At 63.8% G+C, this 24,197-nt stretch carries 26 protein-coding genes; 5 read left to right on the top strand and 21 right to left on the bottom strand.

Features of this window, described 5'->3' with window-relative positions:
• Window positions 1–16: 16 nt before the first annotated feature.
• On the top strand, window positions 17–472 hold the full coding sequence (locus tag AC0ZT5_RS16860) for a Crp/Fnr family transcriptional regulator (RefSeq protein WP_488497335.1): 456 nt from the start codon (window positions 17–19) through the stop codon (window positions 470–472).
• 66 nt (window positions 473–538) lie between these two features.
• Here AC0ZT5_RS16860 and AC0ZT5_RS16855 read toward each other — a convergent pair whose 3' ends face one another.
• From AC0ZT5_RS16855 to AC0ZT5_RS16845, 3 genes are all read right to left on the bottom strand, one after another.
• Complete coding sequence (locus AC0ZT5_RS16855; protein ID WP_477284504.1) at window positions 539–1,345, bottom strand: exodeoxyribonuclease III; 807 nt, start codon at window positions 1,343–1,345, stop codon at window positions 539–541.
• 299 nt (window positions 1,346–1,644) lie between these two features.
• Window positions 1,645–2,325, bottom strand: coding sequence for an outer membrane lipoprotein carrier protein LolA (locus AC0ZT5_RS16850; protein WP_488497457.1), 681 nt, complete (start codon window positions 2,323–2,325; stop codon window positions 1,645–1,647).
• A 146-nt stretch (window positions 2,326–2,471) separates the two neighbouring features.
• Entirely contained in the window at window positions 2,472–5,144 is a 2,673-nt protein-coding gene (locus AC0ZT5_RS16845; protein WP_488497456.1) for a DNA translocase FtsK, read from the bottom strand.
• 215 nt (window positions 5,145–5,359) lie between these two features.
• Between AC0ZT5_RS16845 and AC0ZT5_RS16840 the strand changes: the two genes are divergently transcribed.
• Entirely contained in the window at window positions 5,360–5,731 is a 372-nt protein-coding gene (locus AC0ZT5_RS16840) for a hypothetical protein (RefSeq protein ID WP_488497334.1), read from the top strand.
• A 362-nt stretch (window positions 5,732–6,093) separates the two neighbouring features.
• On the opposite strand, the gene AC0ZT5_RS16835 is transcribed toward AC0ZT5_RS16840, so the two are convergent.
• The 3 genes from AC0ZT5_RS16835 to tesB all read right to left on the bottom strand — a co-directional run bounded on the left by AC0ZT5_RS16835 (window position 6,094) and on the right by tesB (window position 8,912).
• The gene (locus tag AC0ZT5_RS16835) at window positions 6,094–7,449 is read right to left on the bottom strand and encodes an ammonium transporter (RefSeq protein ID WP_477227559.1); all 1,356 of its coding nucleotides are present in this window, start codon (window positions 7,447–7,449) and stop codon (window positions 6,094–6,096) included.
• A 31-nt stretch (window positions 7,450–7,480) separates the two neighbouring features.
• Complete coding sequence (locus tag AC0ZT5_RS16830) at window positions 7,481–7,819, bottom strand: P-II family nitrogen regulator (RefSeq protein ID WP_095084051.1); 339 nt, start codon at window positions 7,817–7,819, stop codon at window positions 7,481–7,483.
• 217 nt (window positions 7,820–8,036) lie between these two features.
• Complete coding sequence (tesB, locus tag AC0ZT5_RS16825; protein WP_477284498.1) at window positions 8,037–8,912, bottom strand: acyl-CoA thioesterase II; 876 nt, start codon at window positions 8,910–8,912, stop codon at window positions 8,037–8,039.
• 100 nt (window positions 8,913–9,012) lie between these two features.
• Here tesB and AC0ZT5_RS16820 point away from each other — a divergent pair, with 100 nt between their 5' ends.
• On the top strand, window positions 9,013–10,272 hold the full coding sequence (locus AC0ZT5_RS16820; RefSeq protein WP_488497333.1) for a ubiquinone biosynthesis hydroxylase: 1,260 nt from the start codon (window positions 9,013–9,015) through the stop codon (window positions 10,270–10,272).
• 38 nt (window positions 10,273–10,310) lie between these two features.
• Here the strand turns inward: AC0ZT5_RS16820 and AC0ZT5_RS16815 are convergent, their stop codons facing one another.
• The 3 genes from AC0ZT5_RS16815 to AC0ZT5_RS16805 all read right to left on the bottom strand — a co-directional run bounded on the left by AC0ZT5_RS16815 (window position 10,311) and on the right by AC0ZT5_RS16805 (window position 11,656).
• Window positions 10,311–10,838 carry a hypothetical protein gene (locus AC0ZT5_RS16815; protein WP_184872573.1) on the bottom strand — a complete coding sequence of 176 codons (528 nt, stop codon included), beginning with the start codon at window positions 10,836–10,838 and terminating at the stop codon, window positions 10,311–10,313.
• 135 nt (window positions 10,839–10,973) lie between these two features.
• Window positions 10,974–11,330 carry a YciI family protein gene (locus tag AC0ZT5_RS16810; RefSeq protein ID WP_477284494.1) on the bottom strand — a complete coding sequence of 119 codons (357 nt, stop codon included), beginning with the start codon at window positions 11,328–11,330 and terminating at the stop codon, window positions 10,974–10,976.
• Entirely contained in the window at window positions 11,327–11,656 is a 330-nt protein-coding gene (locus AC0ZT5_RS16805) for a hypothetical protein (RefSeq protein WP_488497332.1), read from the bottom strand. The genes AC0ZT5_RS16810 and AC0ZT5_RS16805 overlap by 4 nt, the downstream gene beginning before the upstream one ends.
• A gap of 119 nt (window positions 11,657–11,775) precedes the next feature.
• Between AC0ZT5_RS16805 and AC0ZT5_RS16800 the strand changes: the two genes are divergently transcribed.
• Complete coding sequence (locus AC0ZT5_RS16800) at window positions 11,776–12,201, top strand: OsmC family protein (RefSeq protein ID WP_488497331.1); 426 nt, start codon at window positions 11,776–11,778, stop codon at window positions 12,199–12,201.
• 247 nt (window positions 12,202–12,448) lie between these two features.
• Here the strand turns inward: AC0ZT5_RS16800 and AC0ZT5_RS16795 are convergent, their stop codons facing one another.
• From AC0ZT5_RS16795 to AC0ZT5_RS16765, 7 genes are all read right to left on the bottom strand, one after another.
• Window positions 12,449–13,081, bottom strand: coding sequence for a YceH family protein (locus AC0ZT5_RS16795; protein WP_488497330.1), 633 nt, complete (start codon window positions 13,079–13,081; stop codon window positions 12,449–12,451).
• 72 nt (window positions 13,082–13,153) lie between these two features.
• Window positions 13,154–13,933 carry a succinate dehydrogenase iron-sulfur subunit gene (locus AC0ZT5_RS16790; RefSeq protein ID WP_477284486.1) on the bottom strand — a complete coding sequence of 260 codons (780 nt, stop codon included), beginning with the start codon at window positions 13,931–13,933 and terminating at the stop codon, window positions 13,154–13,156.
• Entirely contained in the window at window positions 13,933–14,370 is a 438-nt protein-coding gene (locus tag AC0ZT5_RS16785; RefSeq protein ID WP_488497329.1) for a DUF3052 family protein, read from the bottom strand. Before AC0ZT5_RS16785 ends, AC0ZT5_RS16790 begins: the two co-directional genes overlap by 1 nt.
• Window positions 14,371–14,372: 2 nt before the next feature.
• A complete protein-coding gene (gene sdhA / locus AC0ZT5_RS16780; RefSeq protein ID WP_488497328.1) occupies window positions 14,373–16,211 on the bottom strand; it encodes a succinate dehydrogenase flavoprotein subunit in 1,839 nt (612 codons plus the stop codon).
• A 1-nt stretch (window position 16,212) separates the two neighbouring features.
• The gene (gene sdhD, locus AC0ZT5_RS16775) at window positions 16,213–16,608 is read right to left on the bottom strand and encodes a succinate dehydrogenase, hydrophobic membrane anchor protein (RefSeq protein WP_488497327.1); all 396 of its coding nucleotides are present in this window, start codon (window positions 16,606–16,608) and stop codon (window positions 16,213–16,215) included.
• A gap of 2 nt (window positions 16,609–16,610) precedes the next feature.
• The gene (sdhC, locus tag AC0ZT5_RS16770; RefSeq protein WP_488497326.1) at window positions 16,611–17,015 is read right to left on the bottom strand and encodes a succinate dehydrogenase, cytochrome b556 subunit; all 405 of its coding nucleotides are present in this window, start codon (window positions 17,013–17,015) and stop codon (window positions 16,611–16,613) included.
• Window positions 17,016–17,305: 290 nt separating this feature from the next.
• Window positions 17,306–17,644, bottom strand: coding sequence for a hypothetical protein (locus AC0ZT5_RS16765; RefSeq protein ID WP_477284476.1), 339 nt, complete (start codon window positions 17,642–17,644; stop codon window positions 17,306–17,308).
• 252 nt (window positions 17,645–17,896) lie between these two features.
• Here AC0ZT5_RS16765 and AC0ZT5_RS16760 point away from each other — a divergent pair, with 252 nt between their 5' ends.
• Entirely contained in the window at window positions 17,897–18,259 is a 363-nt protein-coding gene (locus tag AC0ZT5_RS16760) for a hypothetical protein (protein ID WP_457150749.1), read from the top strand.
• A 7-nt stretch (window positions 18,260–18,266) separates the two neighbouring features.
• On the opposite strand, the gene AC0ZT5_RS16755 is transcribed toward AC0ZT5_RS16760, so the two are convergent.
• From AC0ZT5_RS16755 to AC0ZT5_RS16735, 5 genes are all read right to left on the bottom strand, one after another.
• A complete protein-coding gene (locus AC0ZT5_RS16755; protein WP_488497325.1) occupies window positions 18,267–19,463 on the bottom strand; it encodes a GGDEF domain-containing protein in 1,197 nt (398 codons plus the stop codon).
• A gap of 76 nt (window positions 19,464–19,539) precedes the next feature.
• Window positions 19,540–20,736: a GGDEF domain-containing protein gene (locus AC0ZT5_RS16750; RefSeq protein ID WP_488497324.1), complete on the bottom strand. Its 1,197-nt coding sequence runs from the start codon at window positions 20,734–20,736 to the stop codon at window positions 19,540–19,542.
• Between the two features lie 162 nt (window positions 20,737–20,898).
• The gene (leuC, locus tag AC0ZT5_RS16745) at window positions 20,899–22,308 is read right to left on the bottom strand and encodes a 3-isopropylmalate dehydratase large subunit (protein WP_488497323.1); all 1,410 of its coding nucleotides are present in this window, start codon (window positions 22,306–22,308) and stop codon (window positions 20,899–20,901) included.
• 271 nt (window positions 22,309–22,579) lie between these two features.
• The gene (locus AC0ZT5_RS16740) at window positions 22,580–23,215 is read right to left on the bottom strand and encodes a class I SAM-dependent DNA methyltransferase (RefSeq protein ID WP_488497322.1); all 636 of its coding nucleotides are present in this window, start codon (window positions 23,213–23,215) and stop codon (window positions 22,580–22,582) included.
• A 57-nt stretch (window positions 23,216–23,272) separates the two neighbouring features.
• Window positions 23,273–24,082, bottom strand: coding sequence for an amino acid ABC transporter permease (locus tag AC0ZT5_RS16735; protein WP_488497321.1), 810 nt, complete (start codon window positions 24,080–24,082; stop codon window positions 23,273–23,275).
• Between the last annotated feature and the right edge of the window lie 115 nt (window positions 24,083–24,197).

Genomic DNA, 24,197 nt, shown 5'->3' with positions numbered 1-24,197 from the left:
TCGGGGACACAGCTAGATGGCGTTGGATGACGACATTCGCATCCTGTCCGCCGTGAGGCTCTTCGAGGGCTTCACGCAGGAACAGTTGCGTCTGCTCGCCTTCGGCGCCGAGAACACAATATTGCTTGCCGACCACAAGCTTTACCGCGAGGACGACGAGGCCGATTCCGCCTATGTCGTGGTCAGCGGGCGCATCCTGCTCTATCGAGAGCAGAACGGCGAACGCATCCCGATACGTTCGGTCGGCCCCGGCGCGATCCTGAGCGAACTGGCATTGATCGCCGACAGCAACCGGCTGACCAGCGCGTCGGCCGAAATCGATTCGGAAGTGATACGGCTCAGCCGCAAGATGTTCCGCCGCATCCTGGAAGAATATCCAGAAATCGCGGTGAACCTCCACCAGCGTATCTCCGAGGAATTTCAGACACTGATCCGCCGTATCGAGGAACTGGCGCCCCGCTTCTCTGACTAGCGGCAGCGATGAGCTGGTCATCCCGCTGCCAGAACCTTAGGGGTGAGGTTTGGCCGCGACGTAGCTTTAATCGAGATCGAAGCGCGCTATGACCGGCACATGGTCCGACGGCCGCTCCCAGCCGCGCGCCAGGCGCAGGATCTCGTAGCCGGCAAAATCAGCCACCAGATTTGGCGACGACCAGACATGATCGAGCCGCCGGCCACGGTCCGAGGCCTGCCAGTCCTGCGCGCGATAGCTCCACCAGGTGTAGAGCTTCTGCTCCTGCGGAATATTGAGCCGCATCAGGTCGACCCAGTTGCCGGCCAGCCGCATCGCCTCGAAGCTTTCCGTTTCGACCGGCGTGTGGCTGACCACGTTGAGCAACTGCTTGTGCGACCAGACGTCGTGTTCGAGCGGAGCGATGTTGAGGTCGCCGACCAGGACGGAGCCGGACACCTCGTCATGCTCGGCACGGATGGCATTCATCTCGGCGACGAAATCGAGCTTGTGCTTGAACTTCCTGTTGATGACAGGATCAGGTTCGTCGCCACCCGCCGGAACGTAGAAATTATGCAGCAGGATAGCCTTGCCGCCGGCCCGCACCGTCACCGACAGGTGCCGGCTGTCCTCGATCTCGCAGAAGCGGCGCCTTTCGACCACCTCGATCGGCCGCCGCGCCACCGTGGCGACGCCGTGGTAGCCCTTCTGGCCATGGAAGGCGATGTGCTCGTAGCCGAGCTTGCGGAACGCCTTTTCGGGAAACAATTCGTCCGGAACCTTTGTCTCCTGCAGGCAGAGCACATCCGGCGCATGCTCGACAAGCAGGCGTTCGACGATCGGCATGCGCAGGCGAACGGAATTGATGTTCCAGGTGGCAATGGAAAAAGGCATTCGGCAATCCAGGACAGCGTATGGCCAGCCAGAACCGACAGGCCCTGGCGGGCAAGACGCCTTTTGACGGAGTCAGTCCGGGAAACTGCCAGCCGCAAGCCGCAAAGACAAGCCGGCCCCCGCCCGGCGAGGCGCGACCCAGGGCTTTCCACAGCTATTGACGCGATTGGTCCTGGGGCGGTTCATCGTTTCACGGAAACGCAGAGCCGCTCTATCTCTTTGTTTTAACGCAATTCCCCCAGGGAAAGCGCAACGCGCTTTTCCCGGGAAAACCGTTTCACGCATTTCCTGGAATTGCTCTACCGCGCCTTGGTGTTGACTTCGCGATTCGCGCTGTAGTCGATGGCGAAGGTGTCGGCGGCGAAGCTGACGCCTTCCTTGACGTTGAAGATCATCACCGTCGTGTCCTTGCCCTGTGCGTCGGTGATCGTCCACTGACGCAGCTCGTAGGATTTGGGATCGAACATCATCGTGATCTTCGAATTGCCGAACACCGATTTGTCGGCGAGCTGGATGGTGGTGAGGTCGTCTTCCTGCTTGACGCTTTTGACGCGGTCGCCGGAGAGATCGATCCTGTCGTCGAGCAGCAGCTTCAGCGGCGTCTTCGACAGCGGATAGAGATCGGAGGTGTTAAGCCTCTTGTTCAGGATGACCACCGACTTGCCGTCTGAAATCACCCGGAAATTTGACGCGCCGTCATAGTTGAAGCGGATCTTGCCCGGCCGTTCGAGGAAGAACTTGCCGCCGGTCTGCTCGCCCTTGGGGCCGAACTGCACGAATTCGCCGCTCATCGATTTGACCGAGGAAAAATGGTCGGCGATCTTCTGTGCGGCTGGCGGCACGGCCGCCTGCGCCGAAGCCAGCAACTGGAAGCCGGGCATCACGTTGAAGGCTGCCGCTCCTGCAAACCCCAGGCCGACCCCGAGCAACTGGCGCCGGGTGGGAGCAAAACTGCGGAGCGCTGAAGGATCGTTTTTCATGTCGGTCACTCTCATCTGATTCCTGAGTTGCCCTAGTGCTTGGACCCCCAGTTGGGCTGAAGTTTGGCGGGTCAGGCGGGCCTCATTCGCTTCAACGCCCTGAACGGTTCAAGGTTGCGAGACAAGAGATGTCATAAGGGTCGCGGTCAGAACTTGTCCTCTTCGGTCGGCACCAGGATCTCGCGCTTGCCGGCATGGTTGGCCGGGCCGACGATCCCTTCCTTCTCCATTTTCTCTATGATCGAGGCGGCGCGGTTATAGCCGATGCCCAGCCGGCGCTGGATGTAGCTGGTGGAAGCCTTGCCGTCGCGCAGCACCACGGAAACCGCCTGATCGTAAGGATCATCGGAATCCTCGAAATTGCTGTTACTGCCGCCACCGCCGGAACCGCCCTTGCCCGACGGCTCGTCGTCGTCCTCGCCATCGTCCTCGGTGATGGCATCGAGGTATTCCGGCACACCCTGCAGCTTCAGATGCGCGACGATCTTCTCGACCTCTTCATCGGCGACGAACGGGCCGTGCACGCGCTGGATACGGCCGCCGCCGGCCATGTAGAGCATGTCGCCCATGCCGAGCAGCTGCTCGGCGCCCTGCTCGCCCAGGATGGTGCGGCTGTCGATCTTCGACGTCACCTGGAACGAGATGCGGGTCGGGAAATTGGCCTTGATGGTGCCGGTGATGACGTCGACCGACGGACGCTGTGTCGCCATGATGACATGGATGCCGGCGGCACGCGCCATCTGCGCCAGGCGTTGCACCGCACCTTCGATGTCCTTGCCGGCGACCATCATCAGGTCGGCCATCTCGTCGATGATGACGACGATATAGGGCATCGGCTCGAGGTCGAGATTCTCGGTCTCGTAAATCGCCTCGCCGGTCTGGCGGTCGAAGCCGGTCTGCACGGTGCGCGATATCTTTTCGCCCTTCTTGTCGGCTTGCTGCACACGGGCGTTGAAGCCATCGATGTTGCGCACGCCGACCTTCGACATCTTGCGATAACGGTCCTCCATCTCGCGCACGGTCCATTTCAGCGCCACCACCGCCTTCTTCGGATCGGTGACCACCGGCGTGAGCAGATGCGGAATGCCGTCATAGACCGACAGTTCCAGCATTTTCGGATCGATCATGATCAGCCGGCAATCCTGCGGCGTCAGCCGGTAGAGCAGCGACAGGATCATGGTGTTGATGGCGACCGACTTGCCCGAGCCGGTGGTGCCGGCGACCAGCACGTGCGGCATCTTGGCGATGTCGACGATGACCGCCTCGCCATTGATGGTCTTGCCCAGCGCCAGCGCCAGCTTGGCCTTCGTCGTTTCGAAGTCGCGGCTGGCCAGGATCTCCCGGAGATAGACGGTTTCGCGCTTGGCGTTCGGCAGTTCGATGCCGATGGCGTTGCGGCCCGGCACCACGGCGACGCGGCAAGCGATGGCGCTCATCGAGCGGGCGATGTCGTCGGACAGGCCGATGACGCGCGACGATTTGATGCCGGGCGCCGGCTCGAGTTCGTAGAGCGTGACGACGGGACCGGGGCGGACGGCGATGATCTCGCCCTTGACGCCGAAATCCTCCAGCACGCCCTCGAGCAGGCGGGCATTTTGTTCCAGCGCGTCCTTGGACAGGCTGGCATCGCGCACCACGTTCTTCGGTTCAGACAGGAAATGCAGCGACGGCATCTCGAATTTTTCCGAGCCGATCAGCGATGTCTGCGCCTCGCGCTGGACACGGGCGCCCGGAGTCGGACGCGGAGCCGGCGCCTCGACGCGGGTGGCGGCATCGGAGCGGAACGGCTGCACCCTGGCGGTCGGCACCGAACGGCGTTGCACGACGGGCTCATCGTCGAAATCGGCATCTTCGCCATTGTCGAAGCGATCGCCGAAGACATCGTCATCATCCGGATCGACCGAAATGCTGCGATCATTGACCATGGCGGCGAAGAATTCGGGCTCAACGCGGGCGCGACCGTCCGGGCTCATCCGCGATTCGGCGAACTCGGCCGATTCGACCCGTTCGGCGGCGCGCCGCCAGCCGCTCGCGCGCGGCTCCATCTCCGGCTCGTACTCCTCCCGATCCTGCCTGCGGCGCACGGCGCGGCGGTGCATCCAGGCGCGCAGCGACAGCCACCAGTGGGTGATGGCGCCAAGCGCCAGAATGCCTTCGTCGCCTTCATCCTCGTCATTGTCGAACAAGAGGTCGTCCTCACGCGGATCGACGGCAGGCTCGTCCTCCATCACGGCGAAGCCGTTCTTGCGTCCGATCAGCGCCGAACCGTGGGCAAAGAGCCAGAGCGCGGGTGCGGCCAGCAAGATGGCGATGATGCTGGCGAACAGCCCGGTCGGATAGCCGCCGATGACAACGCCGGGGATCTTCAGCACCATGTCGCCGAACACGCCGCCGAGGCCGGTGGGCAGCGGCCAGGTCTTGGGCGGCACCACGCAACCGGCCATTGCCGCGGCGAGCAGGGCGAAACCAAACCAGGAAAGCCCGCGCCTGGGCAGCCTGTCGACGCCGCGCGCGGAAAACAGCAGAAAGCCCCAGATCACGGTCGGAACCAGCGCAGCAACCGCGGCAAGGCCGAAGAACTGCATGGCCAGGTCGGAGAATACAGCACCCGCATAGCCCATGGCGTTGGTGACGGTGTTGTTCGTCGCGTGCGAGAAGCTCGGATCGGCGACATTCCAGGTGGCAAGGCTGGCGACGCCGAAGGCGGCCAGCACGAACAGGCCGGCGCCGACCAGCCGCCCGACCTGGCGCCGCGCGAACGCCTGGATGCCGTGCCCCGTATCGGCCAGCGCGAGCGGTGCTGAAGCCCCTGAACGCATGCTCATCCCCGTCTGTCATTGCTTCGTGCGGGTGCGTGGCGCACTCCACCAGATTCGGATCTCAGACTATCGGCGGGAAGGTTAAGGGCGCATTAACTATAAGAGGTTGAGATGATCAAACCTCGTTACCGCCGGTTGAGCCGCTTGCTGCCCGAGGAAAGCGACCTGAGAACGGGCCGTGACGTCGCCGCAGGGCCACCAATGTGGATTGAGGCATGCAATCTGTCATCCTTCGCGTGGCGGTTCTTGGCTGGGCGGGGCTCAGTCTCCTGCTCGCTTTGCACTGGTTCGTCGAACTCGGCATGGTGGGCTTCCCGGATGGCTACGTGACGCCTTTTGCCAGGGCGACCGGCCCGCTGCTGCACACCCTCGCCACCGCCTGTCTGATGCAGGGCGTGTATTTTCTGTACAGGGGTCTTTTCGGCAAGGGATTTGGATTGCTGGGGCTCGCCCTGCAGATTTTGATCGCAGCCGTCCTGACGGTGGCGCCTGTCCTGATTGTCAGGAATTGCCCTCATTCCCAGACATGCAGCAGCGCCTATGAGGCGCTGACAAACACCATGATGGACGACGGCGCCGGCGGATAGAGTTGCCGCCGGAACGGCTTGTCGGGAGATCCTGCTCAAGCCCTGTCCACGCGCGGCCTCGCGGCGGGGCACCGGGCACGCCATTGTTTGGTTGGCAGAAAGATCCAACCTCGGCTCGATCAAGACGTCTGCCAGTTGGCAGCGCCAAGCGCCTGCAGGTTCGCAGAGAACTCGGCGTGGTACCAAAAAAGAGGCCCGGAACGTGTCCGGGCCTCAATGCGTGACCTCCTTTCGGGAGCGTCACGACGGGATCTTCAAGGCAATTCCAGGAAAATGTGCGGTGGTTCTCCGTTCGGAATTGCGTAGGCAGATAAGGGGGCCGGCGGGAGGAGGGTTCCGCCGGCCCCTTGGCTAAGCTGGCCTTACGGCACCACTTCGCCATGCTGGGAGATGTCGAGGCCCTCGACCTCTTCCTGGGTCGTCGGACGCAGGCCGACCAGCGCCTTGACGATGTAGAGGATCACGAAGGTGGCGATAGCCGTCCACACGATGGTGACGGCGACGCCGTAAATCTGCTTGCCCAGCGAAGCACCCGACGACAGGCTGTTGATCGCCGGATCGGCGAGCACGCCGGTGAGCAGGGCGCCGATGATGCCGCCGACGCCGTGCACGCCGAACGCATCGAGCGAGTCGTCATAGCCGAACATGTGCTTGACCTTGACCGCCGAGAGATAGCAGACGACGCCGGCAACGATGCCGACGATGAAGGCGCCGGTCGGGTTGACGAAGCCGGAAGCCGGCGTCACCGCCACCAGGCCGGCGACGGCGCCCGAGATGATGCCGAGCACGGAGGGCTTCTTGGCGACGATCCATTCGGCGAACATCCAGGCCAGCGCCGCCGCTGCGGTGGCAACCTGGGTGTTGAGCATGGCGGCACCGGCGAGGCCGTCGGCAGCCAGTTCCGAACCGGCGTTGAAGCCGAACCAGCCGACCCACAGCAGCGAAGCACCGATCACCGAGTAGACCAGGTTGTGCGGCGCCATGTTGGTGGTGCCGTAGCCTTCGCGCTTGCCGAGTACCAGCGCGCAGACCAGACCGGCGACACCGGCGTTGATGTGGACGACCGTACCGCCGGCGAAGTCGAGCACGCCAGCCGTGCCGAGGAAGCCGCCACCCCAGACCCAATGCGCGATCGGCACGTAGACGACCAGCAGCCACAGCGCCATGAAGATCAGCAGCGCCGAGAATTTGAAGCGTTCGGCGAAGGCGCCGGCAATCAGCGCCGGGGTGATGATGGCGAAGGTCATCTGGAACATCGAGAAGACGAATTCAGGAATGTTCGCGACGCCCGGCAGCCACAGCGAGGCAGTGGTGATGCCGTGATGGAAGAATTTCGAGGTGCCACCGAGATAGGCATTCATGCCGCCGCCGTCGGAGAAGGCCAGCGAATAGCCGAACATGAACCACAGCACCGTCACTAGGCAGGTGATGGCAAAGCTCTGCATGATGGTGGCGAGCACGTTCTTTTTGCGCACCATGCCGCCGTAAAACAGCGCCAGGCCCGGAATGGTCATCATCAGCACCAGCGCCGTCGAGGTCAGCATCCAGGCGGTGTTGCCGGTGTCGAGCACCGGGGTGGGGGCGGCAGCCGGCGCAGCCGCGGCCGCGGCTGGAGCCGCTTCCTGCGCGAAGGCGGCGACCGTGCCCCATGCTGCGAGAGCGAGCGAGCCCAAAAGGGCGGCACGTCCCGTCGTCTTCAAGGTGGAAGGAATATTCATTGAACTCTCCATTGGAATACGTGTTCGCCGCTCAGAGCGCGTCGGTGTCTGTTTCGCCGGTGCGGATACGCACCGCCTGATCGATACCGAAAACGAAGATCTTGCCGTCGCCGATCTGGCCGGTCTTGGCGGCCGCGGTGATGGCTTCGACGGCCTTGTCGACCACGTCCGCACTGACCGCGACTTCGATCTTGATCTTCGGCAGGAAACTGACCGCGTATTCCGCTCCGCGATAGATTTCCGTATGTCCCTTCTGACGCCCGTAGCCTTTGACTTCGGTGACGGTCAGGCCCTGGATGCCGACGGCGGTAAGCGCTTCACGCACCTCGTCGAGCTTGAACGGCTTGATGATTGCCATCACGATTTTCATAAGGTTTCACCCTTTGCTGTTGCGGTCCCCCGCGTTTGCACGACTTCACCGAACCCAAGGAGCCGGAGAGTGCCCGATAGGATTCAAGCTCCGTGCCAATTGCCGAAGCAGGGTGTTAACCCATTGTAAACAAAGGAATTGAGGCCGCCAAAGCGACGAGGTGCCCGCAACGGCGGCAAACCGTCTGCTTAAAAATTAGGCAATTTTCTCAAAATGCCTACTCTGCAGGCGATCGCTTGAGCCGGATCAGCCCTTCCTGCGCAACCGAGGCGATCAGCGTGCCGTCGCGGGCAAACAGCGAGCCGCGCGTAAAGCCGCGCGACCCCTGGGTCGACGGGCTGTCTTGCGTATAAAGCATCCAGTCGTCGAGCGCATGGCTGCGATGGAACCACATGGCGTGATCGAGGCTCGCCGCCTGGATATCGCGATCGAAAATGGCGCGGCCATGCGCGAAGGTCGATGTGTCGAGCAGCGTCATGTCGGAAAGATAGGCCAGCACCGCCGCCTGAGTAGCGCGATCCGCCGGCACCGGACCGGTCGTGCGGATCCAGATGTTCTGCTTCGGCTCCAGCTTTTCGCGGCTGGTGTAGTGCTTCAGCATCACCGGCTTCATCTCGATCGGCCGGTCGCGCTCCCAGTAGCGCTTGATGCCTTCGGGCACCGCCTCGCCGAATTTGCCCAGCAATTCGCGCTGCGACAGCAGTGTCTCTGGCCCCGGGACGTCCTGCGGCATCGGCACCTGGTGTTCGAGGCCGACCTCATCCTGCTGGAACGAGGCTTCCAGCGAAAAGATCGCCTGGCCGTGCTGGATCGCCACCACGCGGCGCGTGGTGAAGGAGCCGCCGTCGCGGATCCGGTCGACCTCGTAGACGATCGGCACCTTGGTGTCGCCGGGCCGCATGAAATAGCCGTGCAGCGAATGCACGTGGCGATCGGGGTCGACGGTCCGCTGTGCCGCCACCAGTGCCTGGGCGATGGTCTGTCCGCCGAAGACGCGCTGCCAGTCGAGCAAGGGGCTGCGACCACGATACAGATTGTGTTCCAGCTTCTCGAGGTCGAGAATGCCGAGAAGCTCGTCCATGGCAGCCGTCATATTTTCGCACCCTTGCCGCAGAAGTGTTATGGCGGTTTCCGACAGGACGGACAGGCAGTCAAGGGCGCAAGACCCGGTCGGCGTGCAAGGAGCGAAGAAGATGGAACGCAAGACCGACGCAAAAAACAGATCCGGGCTCGATGTTCTGGTCGCCGGTGCCGGTTATGTCGGCTTGGCCAGCGCCGTCTCGCTGAAGCAGGCGCGTCCGGGCCTTGCCGTCGCTCTGGTCGATGCCGCGCCCGCCGGCGCCTGGCAAAGGGATGGCCGCGCATCGGCCATCGCCGCCGCCGCCTGCCGCATGCTCGACCAGCTCGGCGTGTGGGCCGAGATCGCGCCGCAGGCCCAGGCGATCACCGAGATGATCATCACCGATTCGCGCACCTCCGATCCGGTGCGCCCGGTCTTCCTGACCTTCGACGGCGAGGTCGCACCGGGCGAACCCTTTGCCCATATGGTGGCCAACCGGGTACTGAACGGCGCCTTGCGGGCCAGCGCAGAGAAACTCGGCATCGACATCATCGAAGGCGTCGCCGTCCAGGGTTTTGAGACCAACGGCGCCGGCATCACTGTGCATCTTGCCGACGGTGCGACGCTGAAGACCCGGCTGCTGGTTGCCGCCGACGGCGTCAACTCGAAGCTGCGCGACATGGCCGGCATCAAGACGGTGAAGTGGGAATATGGCCAGTCCGGCATCGTCTGTACGGTGGCCCATGAACGCCCGCACAATGGCCGCGCGGAAGAACATTTCCTGCCGGCCGGCCCGTTTGCCACGCTGCCGCTCAAGCCCGGCGAGGACGGCACCAACCGTTCGTCGATCGTCTGGGTCGAGCGCACGCCCGATGCCGAGAAGCTGGTTGCCGGTGACGATCTCGTCTTCGAGCACGAACTCGAACAGCGTTTCAGCCTGAAGCTTGGCGAGATCCGCGTCGCGGACAAGCCGCGCGCCTGGCCGCTCGGCCTGACCATCGCGCGCGCCTTCGTCGCGCCGCGCATAGCGCTGGCCGGCGACGCCGCCCACGGCATCCACCCGATCGCCGGCCAGGGCCTCAATCTCGGCTTCAAGGATGTCGCCGCGCTGGCCGAAGTGATCGTCGAGGCCGACCGCCTCGGCCAGGACATCGGCGCGCTCGACGTGCTCGAACGCTACCAGCAGTGGCGGCGCTTCGACACCGTGCAGATGGGCATCACCACGGACGTGCTGAACCGGCTGTTTTCCAACGACATCGGCCCGCTGCGCACCGTCCGTGATATCGGGCTCGGTCTGGTCGAGCGCATGCCGCGCCTGAAGGAGTTTTTTATCCGTCAGGCGTCTGGACTGTCCCCCAGCACGCCAAGACTGCTGAAAGGCGAGGCGATCTGACACAGGTCAGGCCGAGCGTCATCTGAACGTCAGCACACCTAATTGACCTCGAAGCCGAGCTTCTGCCGCAGCCGCAATATGCGCTGGTCGGCTATCTCAAGACGTTTCTCACCGCCTTGCGCGGCGCGGTTGATCATCTGCAGCAGATCGTTTCGCTCGGCCACGTCGAGCCGTTCGCGCAGGAACGGCGCCAGCTTGTCGATGACGATCGTGGCGTCGTCGATCTGTGACGCGGCCCATTTGGCGTAGATCACCGCCTCGTCGGTCTTCTTTTTGTCGGCGATCTCGGAAATCACCGCGCGAATGACAGCCTCGCGCTTCGGCAGCACGGGCCCATCCTCGGAAACGATGGCGGTGATCAGCGTCGCCGCCGCCACCACCGGATCGTCGATCGCGGTCAGCGGCGACAGGGCCGCCTGCTTGCGCAGCTTCTTGCGGCGCACGGAGCCCTGGACCCGACCGATGACATCGGCAACGTCACGCGCCGCCTCGTTCATCGCCTTCATCCGGTACCACCAGAACGCCGCCGCGCCCAACGCGCCAAGGATAGCAATCAGGAAAGGCATGCCGAATCCCCCAAAATCCCGGCGACGATAGGAGAACTCCTGCCTTGCTTCAACGCGCAAAAATTGCGCACGAAATGAAACCACGTTTGCTCAACCGACCGTCCCGATCCAAATAACCGCAACGCATGGCAGGCATCATGACCCCGGTATGTCGTAGATGGCGCGGACCTCGATCGTGCCGAGTTCGGCCAGCGGAATGCCCGCGGCAATGTCCAGCGCCTCGTCGAGATCCTTTGCCTCGACCATGACGAAGCCGAGCAACTGCTCCTTGGTCTCAGTGAAGGGCCCATCGGTGACCAGCCGCTTGCCCTGGCGCCGGCGCACGGTTTTGGCTGACGTCACCGATTGCAGCGCCTCGGCGACGACAAGCAAGCCTTTCTCCTCAAGCGATCGGTCATAGGCAAGCGAATCGGCGTTGAGCTTGGCCGACCCTGCCGGGGTCAGCGCGTGAAGATCCTTTTCCTCGCCATAGACCAGGCAAACATATTTCATTTCGAGCTCCCTTGCTGTGTCGCGGCGACGAGCGTGTCGATCCGGTCCTTGCCCGCCGCCGCATGGTCGAGAATGCACACCGCAACCCCGATGATGGCAACCGCCGCCAGAAACCGGCCGAACGCCGGCGTGGGCTGGTGCATCCAGTCGGCCTCGGCTCCGTGGCCGGCTTTCTTCCAATGCGCACAAAACAGCATATCCATGTGATCCTCCATCCGGCCATCACTTGCGTGGCTGCCCGCAGGACGGGCGAGGAAGATCAAAGTCGACATTTTTGCACGCGCTTTTTTCAAAAAAGAATCGAAGCCACCGCCATCGTGGTCCAAAGAGCGCAGTGGCCTTCGCGTCCGCACGCGCTATAGTTGACCGGACGCCGGGCCAAGCCCCAATCACAAGCCCCGGCAACCCACCACGACCACCCACCAAGACAACCAAGGAGGAATTCATGGACCGCACCGCAGACGCCGTCTGGAAAGGCAATCTGAAAGAGGGCAAGGGCACGCTCGATACGCAGAGCGGAACCCTGAAGGGCACGCCCTATTCGTTCAAGGCGCGCTTCGAGGATGAGAGCGGCAAATCCGGCACCAATCCGGAAGAGCTGATCGCCGCGGCGCACGCCGGCTGCTACGCCATGCAGTTCTCGCATTTCCTGGCCGAAAACGGCACGCCCGCCGCCGAGATCGACGCCAGGGCGGTGGTGACACTGGTTCCCGGCACCGGCATCACCGGCAGCGCCCTCACCGTGGTCGGCAAGGTGCCGGGCATCGATGCGGCGAAATTCAAGGAATTGGCCGAGAAGGCCAAGGCCGAATGCCCGGTCTCCAAGGCACTTGGCGCCATAAAAGTATCGCTCGACGCCAGGCTTGGTTGAACAATATCGCAGAACCTGCTGACGTTTGCGCTGCCCCTCACCTGCCTGCCGGCATCCTCTCCCCGTATAGTGACGGGGAGAGGGGCGCTCACATCGACGGTTTCGCCAATCACCAGCGCTGCAAAAAGAACGCCGGCGTCGCGGCCGTCCTCTTTCTCCCCGTCCCTATTCGGGGAGAAGTGCCCGGCAGGGCAATGAGGGGCGGCGCCCAACGTCGACAATGATCGTCTGAAACGGACCTCTCGGGTCAGCGCCCGCCGGTCAGCGCCTCGATGAGGGCGCGCAGCTTCGCAACTTCTTCCTCGAGGGCGCTGACGCGTTCTTCGAGAGCCGAGGCGCCGGACGGCGCCTGGTGCATGGCGACGGCCGCGATCTGCACCGCGCCGCTCAGCAGATGCATAAAACGCTCCTCGCGCTGGCCGGGGCCGCGCTCGATCAGCACCACCAGCGGCGGCCGGCGGCCGATCAGCAGGTCGAGGTCGGTGCGCAGCGCCTCGATCGACGAAAACCGCGCCATGCGCTCGGCCCGCGCCAGCAATTCATGCGCCGTCTGCGCGCCCCGCAACAGCATCAGCCCAATCAGCGCGATCTGCGCCGAGGTGAGCGAGAAACGCTGCGCCACCTGATGCTCGTAGCGCTCGACGCGCGAGGCGAAGACCTGCCGGACCAGGCCCTTCTGCTCCAACTGGCTCAGCGCCCGCCTGACCTCGACAAGCTCGACCGCCATCACCGGCTCGCGCGCCGTCTTCTGGTTGGCCGCGGCATGTGCGCCGTTGAGCGTCAGCGGATAGACATCCGGCGTCAGCTCCTTCTTCTCGATCAGGCAGCCGAGGACGCGCGCTTCGACGGGGGAGAGAGTGGGAAGGTCGGTGTCTGTCATAGGGTCGCTATCCTTTCGAGGCCGGCGGGACAGCACCCCCCTCTGACGGATGAGGCGATCTGCCCACCGAAACTACACCCGCCGCTCCACCATCATCTTCTTGATCTCGGCGATCGCCTTGGCTGGGTTGAGGCCCTTCGGGCAGGTCTGCGCGCAGTTCATGATGGTGTGGCAGCGATAGAGCCGGAACGGGTCTTCGAGATTGTCGAGCCGCTCGCCCTTGGCCTCGTCGCGGGAATCGATCAGCCAGCGATAGGCCTGCAGCAGCGTCGCTGGACCCAGATAGCGGTCGCCGTTCCACCAGTAGCTCGGGCAGGAGGTCGAGCAGCAGGCGCACAGGATGCACTCATAGAGCCCATCCAGCTTCTCACGCTCCTCGTGGCTCTGCAGCCATTCCTTGGCCGGCTCCGGCGACACCGTCTTCAGCCATGGCTGGATCGAGGCGTGCTGGGCATAGAAGTTGGTGAGGTCGGGCACCAGGTCCTTGACCACTTGCATATGCGGCAGCGGGTAGACCTTGACGGCGCCGGAAATGTCGTCGCAGCCCTTGGTGCAGGCAAGCGTGTTGGAGCCGTCGATGTTCATGGCGCAGGAGCCGCAGATGCCCTCGCGGCAGGAGCGGCGCAGGGTCAGCGTCGGATCGATCTTGTTCTTGATCCAGAGCAGTGCGTCGAGCACCATCGGCCCGCAATCGTCCATGTCGACGAAATAGGTGTCGATGCGCGGGTTCTCGTCATCGTCCGGCGACCAGCGGTAGATGCGGTACTCGCGCAGATTGGTGGCGCCTTCCGGCTTCGGCCAGGTCTTGCCCTGCTTGATCTGCGAGTTCTTGGGAAGCGTCAGTTCGACCATTACCTGCGGTCCTTTCGGATGACGAGCTTCAGCCCGGACCAGATTTCATTCACGGCGGCGACCTTGACATCGACCAGGTCGCGCTTCAGCGCCTCGGCGCGAACAACACCCTCGGTGACGTCGGTGGCCACCTTCGATGCCTTCTTCGGCCAGGACACCCAGACCATACCGTCGCGCTTGATCGCCGCCTCGACGTCGCCGAGGCGATCTTCGATCTCGGCGCGCTGCCGGGTGAAGGCATGGACGGCATCGTATTTCAGGGTCGTTCCCGAAATGTCAGACCAATCGACCAGCCGGTCGACATTGGCAAAAGCCACGGCGCCGGCCAGGTCGTCGAGTTCCGATGGCAGCGCGATGAAGGCGGCGGTCATCCCGTCCTTCAGGCCGAGCTTGGCCGGAAGGGGCGTAGCGGAATATCCCGAGGCCGCCAGCGCCATGGTCAGTATACCCTGGCCTTCGGCGCGATCTTGGCGAGGCTGATGCCGCCGTCCTTTTCCGCCAGCAGCGGCTCGGTATGCACCGGCCTGTAGCTGAGCGTCACCTTGCCGTCTTCGCTGAGCCGGGCCAGCGTATGCTTGCGCCAGGCCGTGTCGTCGCGCGCCGAAAAATCTTCCCGCGCATGCGCGCCGCGGCTCTCCTTGCGCGCCTCGGCGCTGTAGACCGTGGTGATGGCGTTGGCCATCAGGTTCTCCAGTTCCAGCGTCTCGACAAGGTCGGAGTTCCAGATCATCGAACGGTCGAACACTTTTATGTCCTTCAGCTCGGTCCAGATTTCCGAAATGCGCTTGCAGCCGTTCTCCAGCGATTCCTGCGTGCGGAACACCGCCGCGTCTTCCTGCATCGCCCGCTGCATTTTCTCACGCAAGCTTGCCGTCGGCGTCGAGCCGTTGGCGTGGCGCAGCCGGTCGAAGCGGTCCATGATCTTTTCGACCGAGGCTTCGTTGGGCGCCTGGATCGCCGATTTGCGGTCGATGACCTGGCCGGCCCGGATCGCCGCGGCGCGGCCAAACACCACCAGGTCGATCAGCGAGTTCGAACCCAGCCGGTTGGCGCCATGCACCGAGGCACAGCCCGCCTCGCCGACCGCCATCAGCCCGGGCGACACCTTGTCCGGGCTCCTCGGCGTCGGGTTGAGCACCTCGCCCCAATAATTCGTCGGTACGCCGCCCATATTGTAGTGCACCGTCGGCAGCACCGGGATCGGCTCCTTGGTCAGGTCGACGCCGGCAAAGATCTTTGCCGATTCCGAAATGCCCGGCAGCCTCTCGTGCAGCACGGCCGGATCGAGGTGGTCGAGGTGCAGGAAGATGTGGTCCTTCTTCGGGCCGACGCCGCGCCCTTCGCGGATCTCCAGCGTCATGCAGCGCGAGACGACGTCGCGCGAGGCAAGGTCCTTGGCCGACGGCGCGTAGCGCTCCATGAAGCGCTCGCCCTCGGAATTGACGAGATAGCCGCCCTCGCCGCGCGCGCCTTCGGTGATCAGGCAGCCGGCGCCATAGATGCCGGTCGGGTGGAACTGCACGAACTCCATGTCCTGCAGCGGGAAGCCGGCGCGTGCCGCCATGCCGCCGCCGTCGCCTGTGCAGGTGTGCGCCGAAGTCGCCGAGAAATAGGAGCGGCCATAGCCGCCGGTCGCCAGCACCACCATTTTGGCCGAGAAGCGGTGGATGGTGCCGTCGTCGAGGTTCCATGCGACGACGCCGGTGCAGGTGCCGTCCGGCTCCATGATCAGGTCGAGTGCGAAATACTCGATGAAGAACTGCGCGTTGTTCTTCAGCGACTGGCCGTAGAGCGTGTGCAGGATGGCGTGGCCGGTGCGGTCGGCGGCCGCGCAGGTACGCTGCACCGGCGGGCCTTCGCCGTAGTTCATCATGTGGCCGCCGAACGGCCGCTGGTAGATCTTGCCCTCTTCGGTGCGCGAGAACGGCACGCCATAGTGCTCGAGCTCGTAGACCGCCGCCGGCGCTTCGCGCACCAGATATTCCATGGCGTCGACATCGCCCAGCCAGTCCGAGCCCTTGACGGTGTCGTACATATGCCACTGCCAGGAATCAGGCCCCATGTTGGATAGCGAAGCGGCGATGCCGCCTTGCGCCGCCACCGTGTGCGAGCGGGTCGGGAACACCTTGGTGATGCAGGCGGTGCGCAGGCCCTGTTCGGCCATGCCGAGCGTCGCGCGCAGGCCGGCGCCACCGGCGCCGACGACCACGACGTCGAATTTGTGGTCGACATAGGTGTAAGCGGAACCGGTGTTGGCTCCTTTTGCGTCCTTGGCCAACTCAGCCTCCGAATGTCAGCTTGAGCAGGGCGAAGATCGAGGCGACGCCGACCGCTATGGTGAAAAACGTATTGAGCGCGATAAGCGCCAGCTTCATGCCCTCGCCATGCACGTAGTCCTCGATGATCACCTGCATGCCGAGCCGCATATGGATGAGCCCGGAGATGAGCACCAGGGCCAGCACCAGCGCCACGAACGGATTGGCGAGCGATGCCCGCACCTCAACGTAGCTGCCGCCGTTGAGCGCAGTCAGGAAACCGACGAAGAACAGCGTCAGTGGGATGTTGGCGATGGCGGTGAGGCGCTGGCGCCAGAAATGCCCAGTGCCCTCGCGGGCCGAACCCAGGCCACGGACTTTCGCCAGCGGCGTGCGCATGTCGGTCTTACCAGTGCTCATGATCAGGCTCCCCGCGCCATATAGCCGGCGATCCAGATCAGCAGCGTGAGCAGGATCGAGCCGGCCAGCGTCGCCCAGGCGATCTTCGAGGCGGTGTGCTTCTCGAGGCCGGCGCCGGTGTCCCATACCAGGTGGCGCACGCCGCCCAGCATGTGGTGCATCAGCGCCCAGGTGTAGCCGAAAAGGATCAGCCGGCCGAGCCAGGAGCCGAAGGCCCAATTGACCCAGTCGAACGTCGGCTGCGAGCTTGCCGCCGCCATCAGCCATATGGCGACCAGCAGTGTACCGAAATAGAGCGCGCCGCCGGTGATGCGATGGATGATCGACATCGTCATGGTGATCGGCGGCCGGTACACGGTCAGGTGCGGCGAAAGTGGTCTTGCGCGGGTGGCTGGTGATTTGCTCATGGCTCCCCCAGTTCGGCGTCCCTGGAGCCTCAGGTGGAAATGCGGCATTGCCGCTTCCGGATGCGACTTCGGACAGCCGGTTTCTAATGCTCTTTTTGCACCGCGTCAAAGCCAGAAAACCGTTTCGAAAACGTAATTTAGTCTGACTAAAAGGCAGGCGCGAGCTTCAATCGATTAGGGGTGATTGGCCCGAAGCCGGCGCGCTATCGCTGCGGTGCAACATACCGGTCCGACATAGCCCCCAAGCCGCCGTTTGCAGGCCGGCCTCACCTGAATGTCAATGCAGCTGATTAGCGCTTGCAGGTCACCGGCGTCGACCCAGCCTTCATCACCAGCGCTTCGCGGCCATCGATCACAATCGCGTCATGCGCCTGCTGGTAACGGCTGTTCTGGTTGGCCGGCGAGGCCTGCAGATCCTCGCTGGTACCGTCGGAACCGAGAACATGGACCGAGGTGCCGAGATTCTCGATGGTCATCCTGCCGCCATCGGCGCAATTGTAGGTGGCGGTGCGCGGCTGCGGCGCGGACACATCGGTGACGGCGGCTTTCGGAGGATTTGACACACAGGCCATGGCGACCAGAAGCGGCGACAGGGTAAGCGTCACCCGAAACGTCCGGCCTGGCGCCATATGCTGTCCCTCCCGCGCGGCAAACTGGCCACGATGCGTTGCTAAGATCAAGATCGTCAGACGCCGAGCTTGACGCCGGCCGCGATGGTGCGACCAAGCATGGCCGAAAGATGGCCACCGGGTTTTCCACCCAGTCGGATATTAACCATGTTTACCGAGACATCGCCGCGAATCGCGCCGGCCTCTTAACAAAGGTTAAGAAAAGGTTAATTTCTGATTCGAGGAGGCTTTCCTCTAAGCAAGGAGGACGCCATGCGTTCGAACTCGGAAAGAATGCGCCTTGCGGCGCTCATCGTGGCGGCTTCCGTCGTTGGCCTGGCGGCGCCAGCGCTCGCCGGCGCACGCCACCACGACCGCGTCTACGCCGATTCGCTCGGCAATCTCGTCATCGACAGCGCCGCCGGCTACAAGCGCATCCTGGTCGGCGAAGGCAAATTGGCCAAGCAGCTGTCCGACTACACCAGCGCCGGCCAGCCCAAGGTGATCTACGAGAATGAATCGGACGAAATCACCGGCTCCGGCGATTGTTACCGGCCGCCGGTGTTCGTGAAAGGGCGCAGCTATATGTACGGGCTTGCTGATGGCGAGATGCCCGAGCTCAGCCCCTGCCAGTGATCCGTATCTAACCAGCGCCGGCTGTAATCTCTCTTCCGCCGGCCGGCCCGGCGGAGACACGCACACAATCGCGCCCGGCATTCTTCGCCTGGTAAAGTGCCTGGTCTGCGCGCCGCATCAGACCGGCAAAATCCTCGCTCGGATGAAGCTCGGCGACGCCGAAGCTTGCCGTGCAGCGATTGTCCACCGGCAGTCCATCGATGGGCAGCGCGCTGAAAGCGCTGCGCGCGCCCTCGGCGAACAGCCGGGCGGCGGCAAGGTTGGTTCCCGGCAGGATGATGGCGAACTCCTCGCCGCCGATGCGGCCGGCGACATGGTGGCCGGCGGCGGCCTCGCGCAGGAAACCGGCAAAGGTCTCGATCACCCGGTCGCCGGACGCATGGCCGAAGCTGTCGTTGACGCTCTTGAAATGATCGAGGTCGGCGATGACCAGCGCGACCGGCACGCCTTGCCGCACGGCGCCCAGCACCGCCAGCTCCGCGTGGCGGGAGAAGCCGCCGCGGTTGAGCAGGCGCGAAAGCGTGTCCGTCTCCGACCTCGACGTCACCTCGGCGAGCACGTCGCGAACCAGGATGGCCAGAATCAGCAGCGCCAGCGCCAGGCCAAAGACGGTGCCAAGCGACTGCGACACCAGCGCGTAGTTGCTTTGCAGATAGGCCTGCGGGTTGGCGCCCCAGCCGCCGAGCGCATGCGCGATGAACGGCTTTGACGCAAACTGCAGCCCGCTCGCCGCCAGCACCGCCATCAGGATGCGGTCGAGACGGGCGTGCCTTTGCCTCGATGACCACACGATCACGAGACCGATGAATTGCATGACGGCATAGGGAAGCTGGTAGGCCATCATGCGGGCCAGCGACTGGCGCGGCAGGTCCTGCACGAAATACACCGCGACAGAGGTGGCGACGAGGAAGAACAGCATCTGCATCCACGGTGGCGACACGCCGTATTTGTGCGCCAGCCCGCCATTGAAGGCGATGGTGGCGCCAAGGAACACCGCGAAGGCGGCAACGACCGCCGGCCGCGCGTTGTCGAAGGCGGGGATGCTGAATTCGATGGCAAAATACACCGTGCCCAGCATATAGCCGAACGCCAGCCAGCGCGGCGCGGCGCGGCCGGCCTCATGCAACGCGACCGCGATGAAGGACGCCGCCAACAGGCCGGCGACCGAAACATTGATCAACAGGATGAAGTTGGCGCCGCTCATAGTCTTCCCGAACCCGCGCCGACAGCTAAGCATCGAGCGGCGAAGAAGACGTTAACGCTGGCCCAGCCGGGCGCGATCAGCCCACCTTGAGTGGCTCCGGCACGAACATCGTTTCCGGGCGCTCGTAGGACAGGCGCACGCTGTCGCGGCCATTCTTCTTGGCCTTGTAGAGCGCATCGTCGGCACGGCGCATCAGCGGCTCGAGCGCCTCGTCGCCGCTGCGGGCCGCCACGCCGAAACTGGCTGTGACCTTGGTGCCGGCAGGAAGCCCGTCGACCTGGCCGGCCGAATAGACCGTGCGCACGGCTTCGGCGAACAGTCGTGCGGCGGCGAGATCGCTCAACGGCAGCAACACGGCAAACTCCTCGCCGCCGATACGCCCGGCAACGCCGCGCGTCCCGGCAGCCAACCGAAGCTTCGCAGCGAAGTCGGCGATCACGCGATCGCCCGCCGCGTGCCCGTGTACGTCGTTGAGCGCCTTGAAATGATCGAGGTCGGCCAGCACCAGCGCGACCGGGAAGCGGGCCGTGGCGCAGTGCCGCAACAGCTGCATGCCCCGCTCCTCGAAGCCGCGGCGATTGAGAAGACCCGAAAGCGGGTCGGTGTAGGTCTCGGTCTTCAGCGCCTTCATCACGTCAAGTGCCGCGGCGGAGAACAGGCAGAGCGCGATGAGCAGGGACAGCAGTGCATGCGACAGCAGCGCCGTCGTCCAGTAGGACGAGGCATAGAAGCCGTCATAGCTGGTGAAGGGTCCGTGCGCGATGACGACGACAAGGGTGCGCACGAAGAAGTTCAGGCCCGACAGCAGCGACAGCACGAACAGGATGTTTTCGGTCGGGCCATTGCGGCGCACCGGGCGCAGTTCGGCGGCGACCAGAAGACTGATCCCGCCGAAAGCGAAATTCATCGCCAGGATTCGCCAGGTGAGATCCGGCGCGACGAACAGGAGCCAGCAAAACGACGCCAGGCCACCGCCGGCCAGTACGCCGATCCCGACATAGGGCACCTTGCGGCCATAGCGGTGGATGATGGCGCTGGACAGGCAACAACCGGCAACGGTGAAGCAGATATTCGACGTCAGCTTGGTCAGTTGCATGCCGAAGGGCAAGGTGAAATATTGCAGCAGGAAGCCGACCGCCGAGAGACCGTAGCTGGTCGCCAGCACGGCGAGATATGGGCGGTGGCGTTGATAGGACCATAGCACGAGGAAGGCCGCGCCGAGTGCCAGCGCGATCGTCGGATTGAGCAGCGCTATGAACAGGCCGGTGTCCAAAGGACTGTGACTTCCCCTCGCTTACGTCAGGGAAGACCTTAGGGCGCAAGCCCAAACAAGCAGTTAAGCGAAAGCTGAATATGCAACGGAGCGGATGAAAAGACCCCGGAGCCGCGAGGCGGTCCGGGGTCGCGCATGCGTTCGAAGCCGAAGACTCCGGCGCTATTTCCACTCGCGGATGTCGACGAAGTGACCTGCGATCGCCGCCGCCGCCGCCATCGCCGGCGACACCAGATGGGTGCGGCCCTTGAAGCCTTGCCGGCCTTCGAAATTGCGGTTCGACGTCGAGGCGCAGCGTTCATGCGGCTTCAGCCGGTCGTCATTCATGGCAAGGCACATCGAGCAGCCCGGCTCGCGCCAATCGAAGCCGGCGGCGACGAAGATCTTGTCGAGGCCTTCGGCTTCCGCCTGTTCCTTGACCAGGCCGGAGCCGGGCACGATCATCGCATCGACATGCGGGCTGACCGTCTTGCCTTCGACCACTTTGGCGACGGCGCGCAGGTCCTCGATGCGACCGTTGGTGCAGGAACCGATGAAGACGCGATCGAGCGTGATGTCGGTGATCTTGGTGCCCGGTGTCAGCCCCATATAGTCGAGCGCGCGCTGCTTGGAGGTGCGCTTGTTTTCATCCGAAATATCGTCCGGGTTCGGCACGATGCCTTGCACGGAGACGACATCCTCGGGCGAGGAGCCCCAGGAGACGATCGGCGGCAGCTTGGCCGCGTCGAGCACGATCACCTTGTCGAAATGCGCGCCTTCGTCGGACTGCAGCGTCTTCCAGTATTCCAGTGCCGCATCCCAGGCCGCGCCCTTCGGCGCACGCGGCTTGTCCTTGACGTAGGCGAAGGTCGTCTCGTCCGCCGCGATCAGGCCGGCGCGCGCGCCGCCCTCGATCGACATGTTGCAGATCGTCATGCGGCCTTCCATCGACAGCGCACGGATCGCCTCGCCGGCATATTCGATGACATAGCCGGTGCCGCCGGCGGTGCCGATCTCGCCGATGATGGCGAGGATGATGTCCTTGGCGGTGACGCCATCCGGCAACTGGCCGTCGACACGCACCAGCATGTTCTTGGCCTTGCGCTGGATCAGCGTCTGCGTCGCCAGCACATGTTCGACCTCGGACGTGCCGATGCCGTGCGCCAGCGCGCCGAAGGCGCCGTGGGTCGAGGTGTGGCTGTCACCGCAGACGATGGTCATGCCGGGCAAGGTAAAACCCTGCTCCGGGCCGATGATATGGACGATGCCCTGGCGGATATCGTTTTCCGAATAATATTCGACGCCGAAATCCTTGGCGTTCTTGGCCAGCGCCTCGACCTGGATGCGGCTCTCCTCGTTCTTGATGCCGAACTTGCGCTCGGGCGAGGTCGAGACATTGTGATCGACCACGGCCAGCGTCTTTTCCGGATGCCGGACCTTGCGGCCACTCAGGCGCAAGCCTTCGAAGGCCTGCGGGCTGGTCACTTCATGGACGAGGTGACGGTCGATGTAGAGCAGGCAGGTGCCGTCGTCCTGGCGGTCGACGACGTGGTCGTCGAAGATCTTGTCGTAGAGGGTGCGCGGTGCGCTCATGTGCGTAAATCCGTCGATATGAGAATGGGAAGGAGCAGATGCCGGATCACCGGTTCGGCGAAACGACCTGGACAGGTCGGCCTAGGGTAGTCGGCTGGTCAGCGCGCCGGACACGCGCGCGGAGAAACGCGACGGCAGGCGTTTTCTGTCCTGCAGCACGAACCCCTTATAGGCCGGATCGCCAAAAAGCTCTTCCATGGCGTGGCTCATACCAATGTTTTGGCTTTTCGGCAATTGGAAGCTGCCGTTACAGGACGTAGGTTGCTCGCCCTCACATCACCTCAAAAACGAAGGTCTTCACCAACGCATCAGGCTCGGCGATCGCATAGCAGCGGAACCATGGACTTTGCTCGACCGGCCGCCATGTCTTCGCCTGCTCCAGCCCGTCGAACACGGCCTGGAAGCCGCCGCTCGCAAAAACCTGGTCGCGCACGGTGAAGATGGCGTGGCCGCCCTTCCGGGTGATGCGCACGAGCTCATGCAGGCTCGATGCCGGCGCATGGCTGATGGTGAACACGCCGGTTGAGAAGAAGGCGCGGAAATGACAATCCGGCCAAGGCAGCGGCCCGCCCAGCATCGCTTGTTTCAGCTCGCTGTAGGCATTGCGGCTGCCGGCGATTTTCAGCATGTCGTCGGAGAGGTCGAGCCCGGCAATATCGCTGTAGCCCAGCGCCTGCAGCGACGGCCCCGACAGGCCAGTGCCGCAGCCGGCATCGAGCAGGGGCCCTTCGCCCGCCGGCACGTGGCGGGCCACCCAGGCGGTGATCAGGAAAGGCAGCAAATAGCCAAGCGAAGCGGTCTCGCTGTCATAGGTCGCGGCCCATGCGGCATAGGCCTCGGCCAGCGCTTCCGGCGTGTCGGCCGTGTAGACGGAATCCAGCGCCGCATTGGCTTTGTCGACGTTCATGTGACCTCCTCAACGAGACATGCCGACAAGGATCGTAGCGCTGTCCTGGTCCAAAAACTATTCCTCGTACTGGCGGCGCAACCGGCGTTCCAGCGCCCGCAAGGCCAGCGACAGGCCGACGGTCAGGATGAGATAGATGTAGGCGACGATCGAATAGGTCTCGAAGAAGCGGAACGAGCCGGCGGCATATACCTTGCCCATCTGCGTGATGTCGGCGACGCCGAGCACCGAGACCAACGAGGAATCCTTGACCAGGGCGACGAAATCATTGCCGAGCGGCGGCAAGATGGTGCGAATCGCCTGCGGAAACACGATCAGCCGGAAGCGTTGAGCGCGCGTCAGGCCGAGCGCCTTCGCCGCCTCGATCTGGCCCTTCTCGACGGCCTGGATACCTGCACGAAAAACCTCGGAGATGAACGCCGAATAGCCGATGGTCAGCGCCATGATGGCGCGCCACAACAGCGACACGTCGCGCACCAGCAACTCGCCCACGAGGCCGGCATTCTGCAGCGGTGCGGTCAGGGCATTCCAGCCCGCGACGAAGGCCGGCGCGCCGACGAAGGCGATCCAGAACAACAGCACCAGGATCGGCACGCCGCGGATGATCTCGACATAGAAGCGGGCGATCTGGCGTAGCCAGCGTGAGCCCGACAGCCCCATCAGCGCGATGCCGAGGCCAATGGCCGAAGCCAGCACGAAGGCAATCACGGTGACGAAGACGGTGATGCCGATGCCTTTGGCTACGGTGGCAAAGACCTGGGCGTAAAGGTTGTTGGTGGCGATGAAGACGGCCACCGCGATCGCGATGGCCACGGCCACGACCAGCCACCAGGGGAAGTCGGATTTTGAGGTGGAAGGGGCCTGCATCAGGCCATGCCGGCGAAGCAGATGTCGGGACGTGCCAAGGCGCCCCCCTCTGTCCTGCCGGACATCTCCCCCTCAAGGGGGGAGATTGGCAGCCTCGACCTCGCCGCCCATTTTT

The organism is Mesorhizobium sp. CNPSo 4670, assembly GCF_057784235.1.
This window is presented reverse-complemented; position numbering and strand designations above follow the sequence as displayed.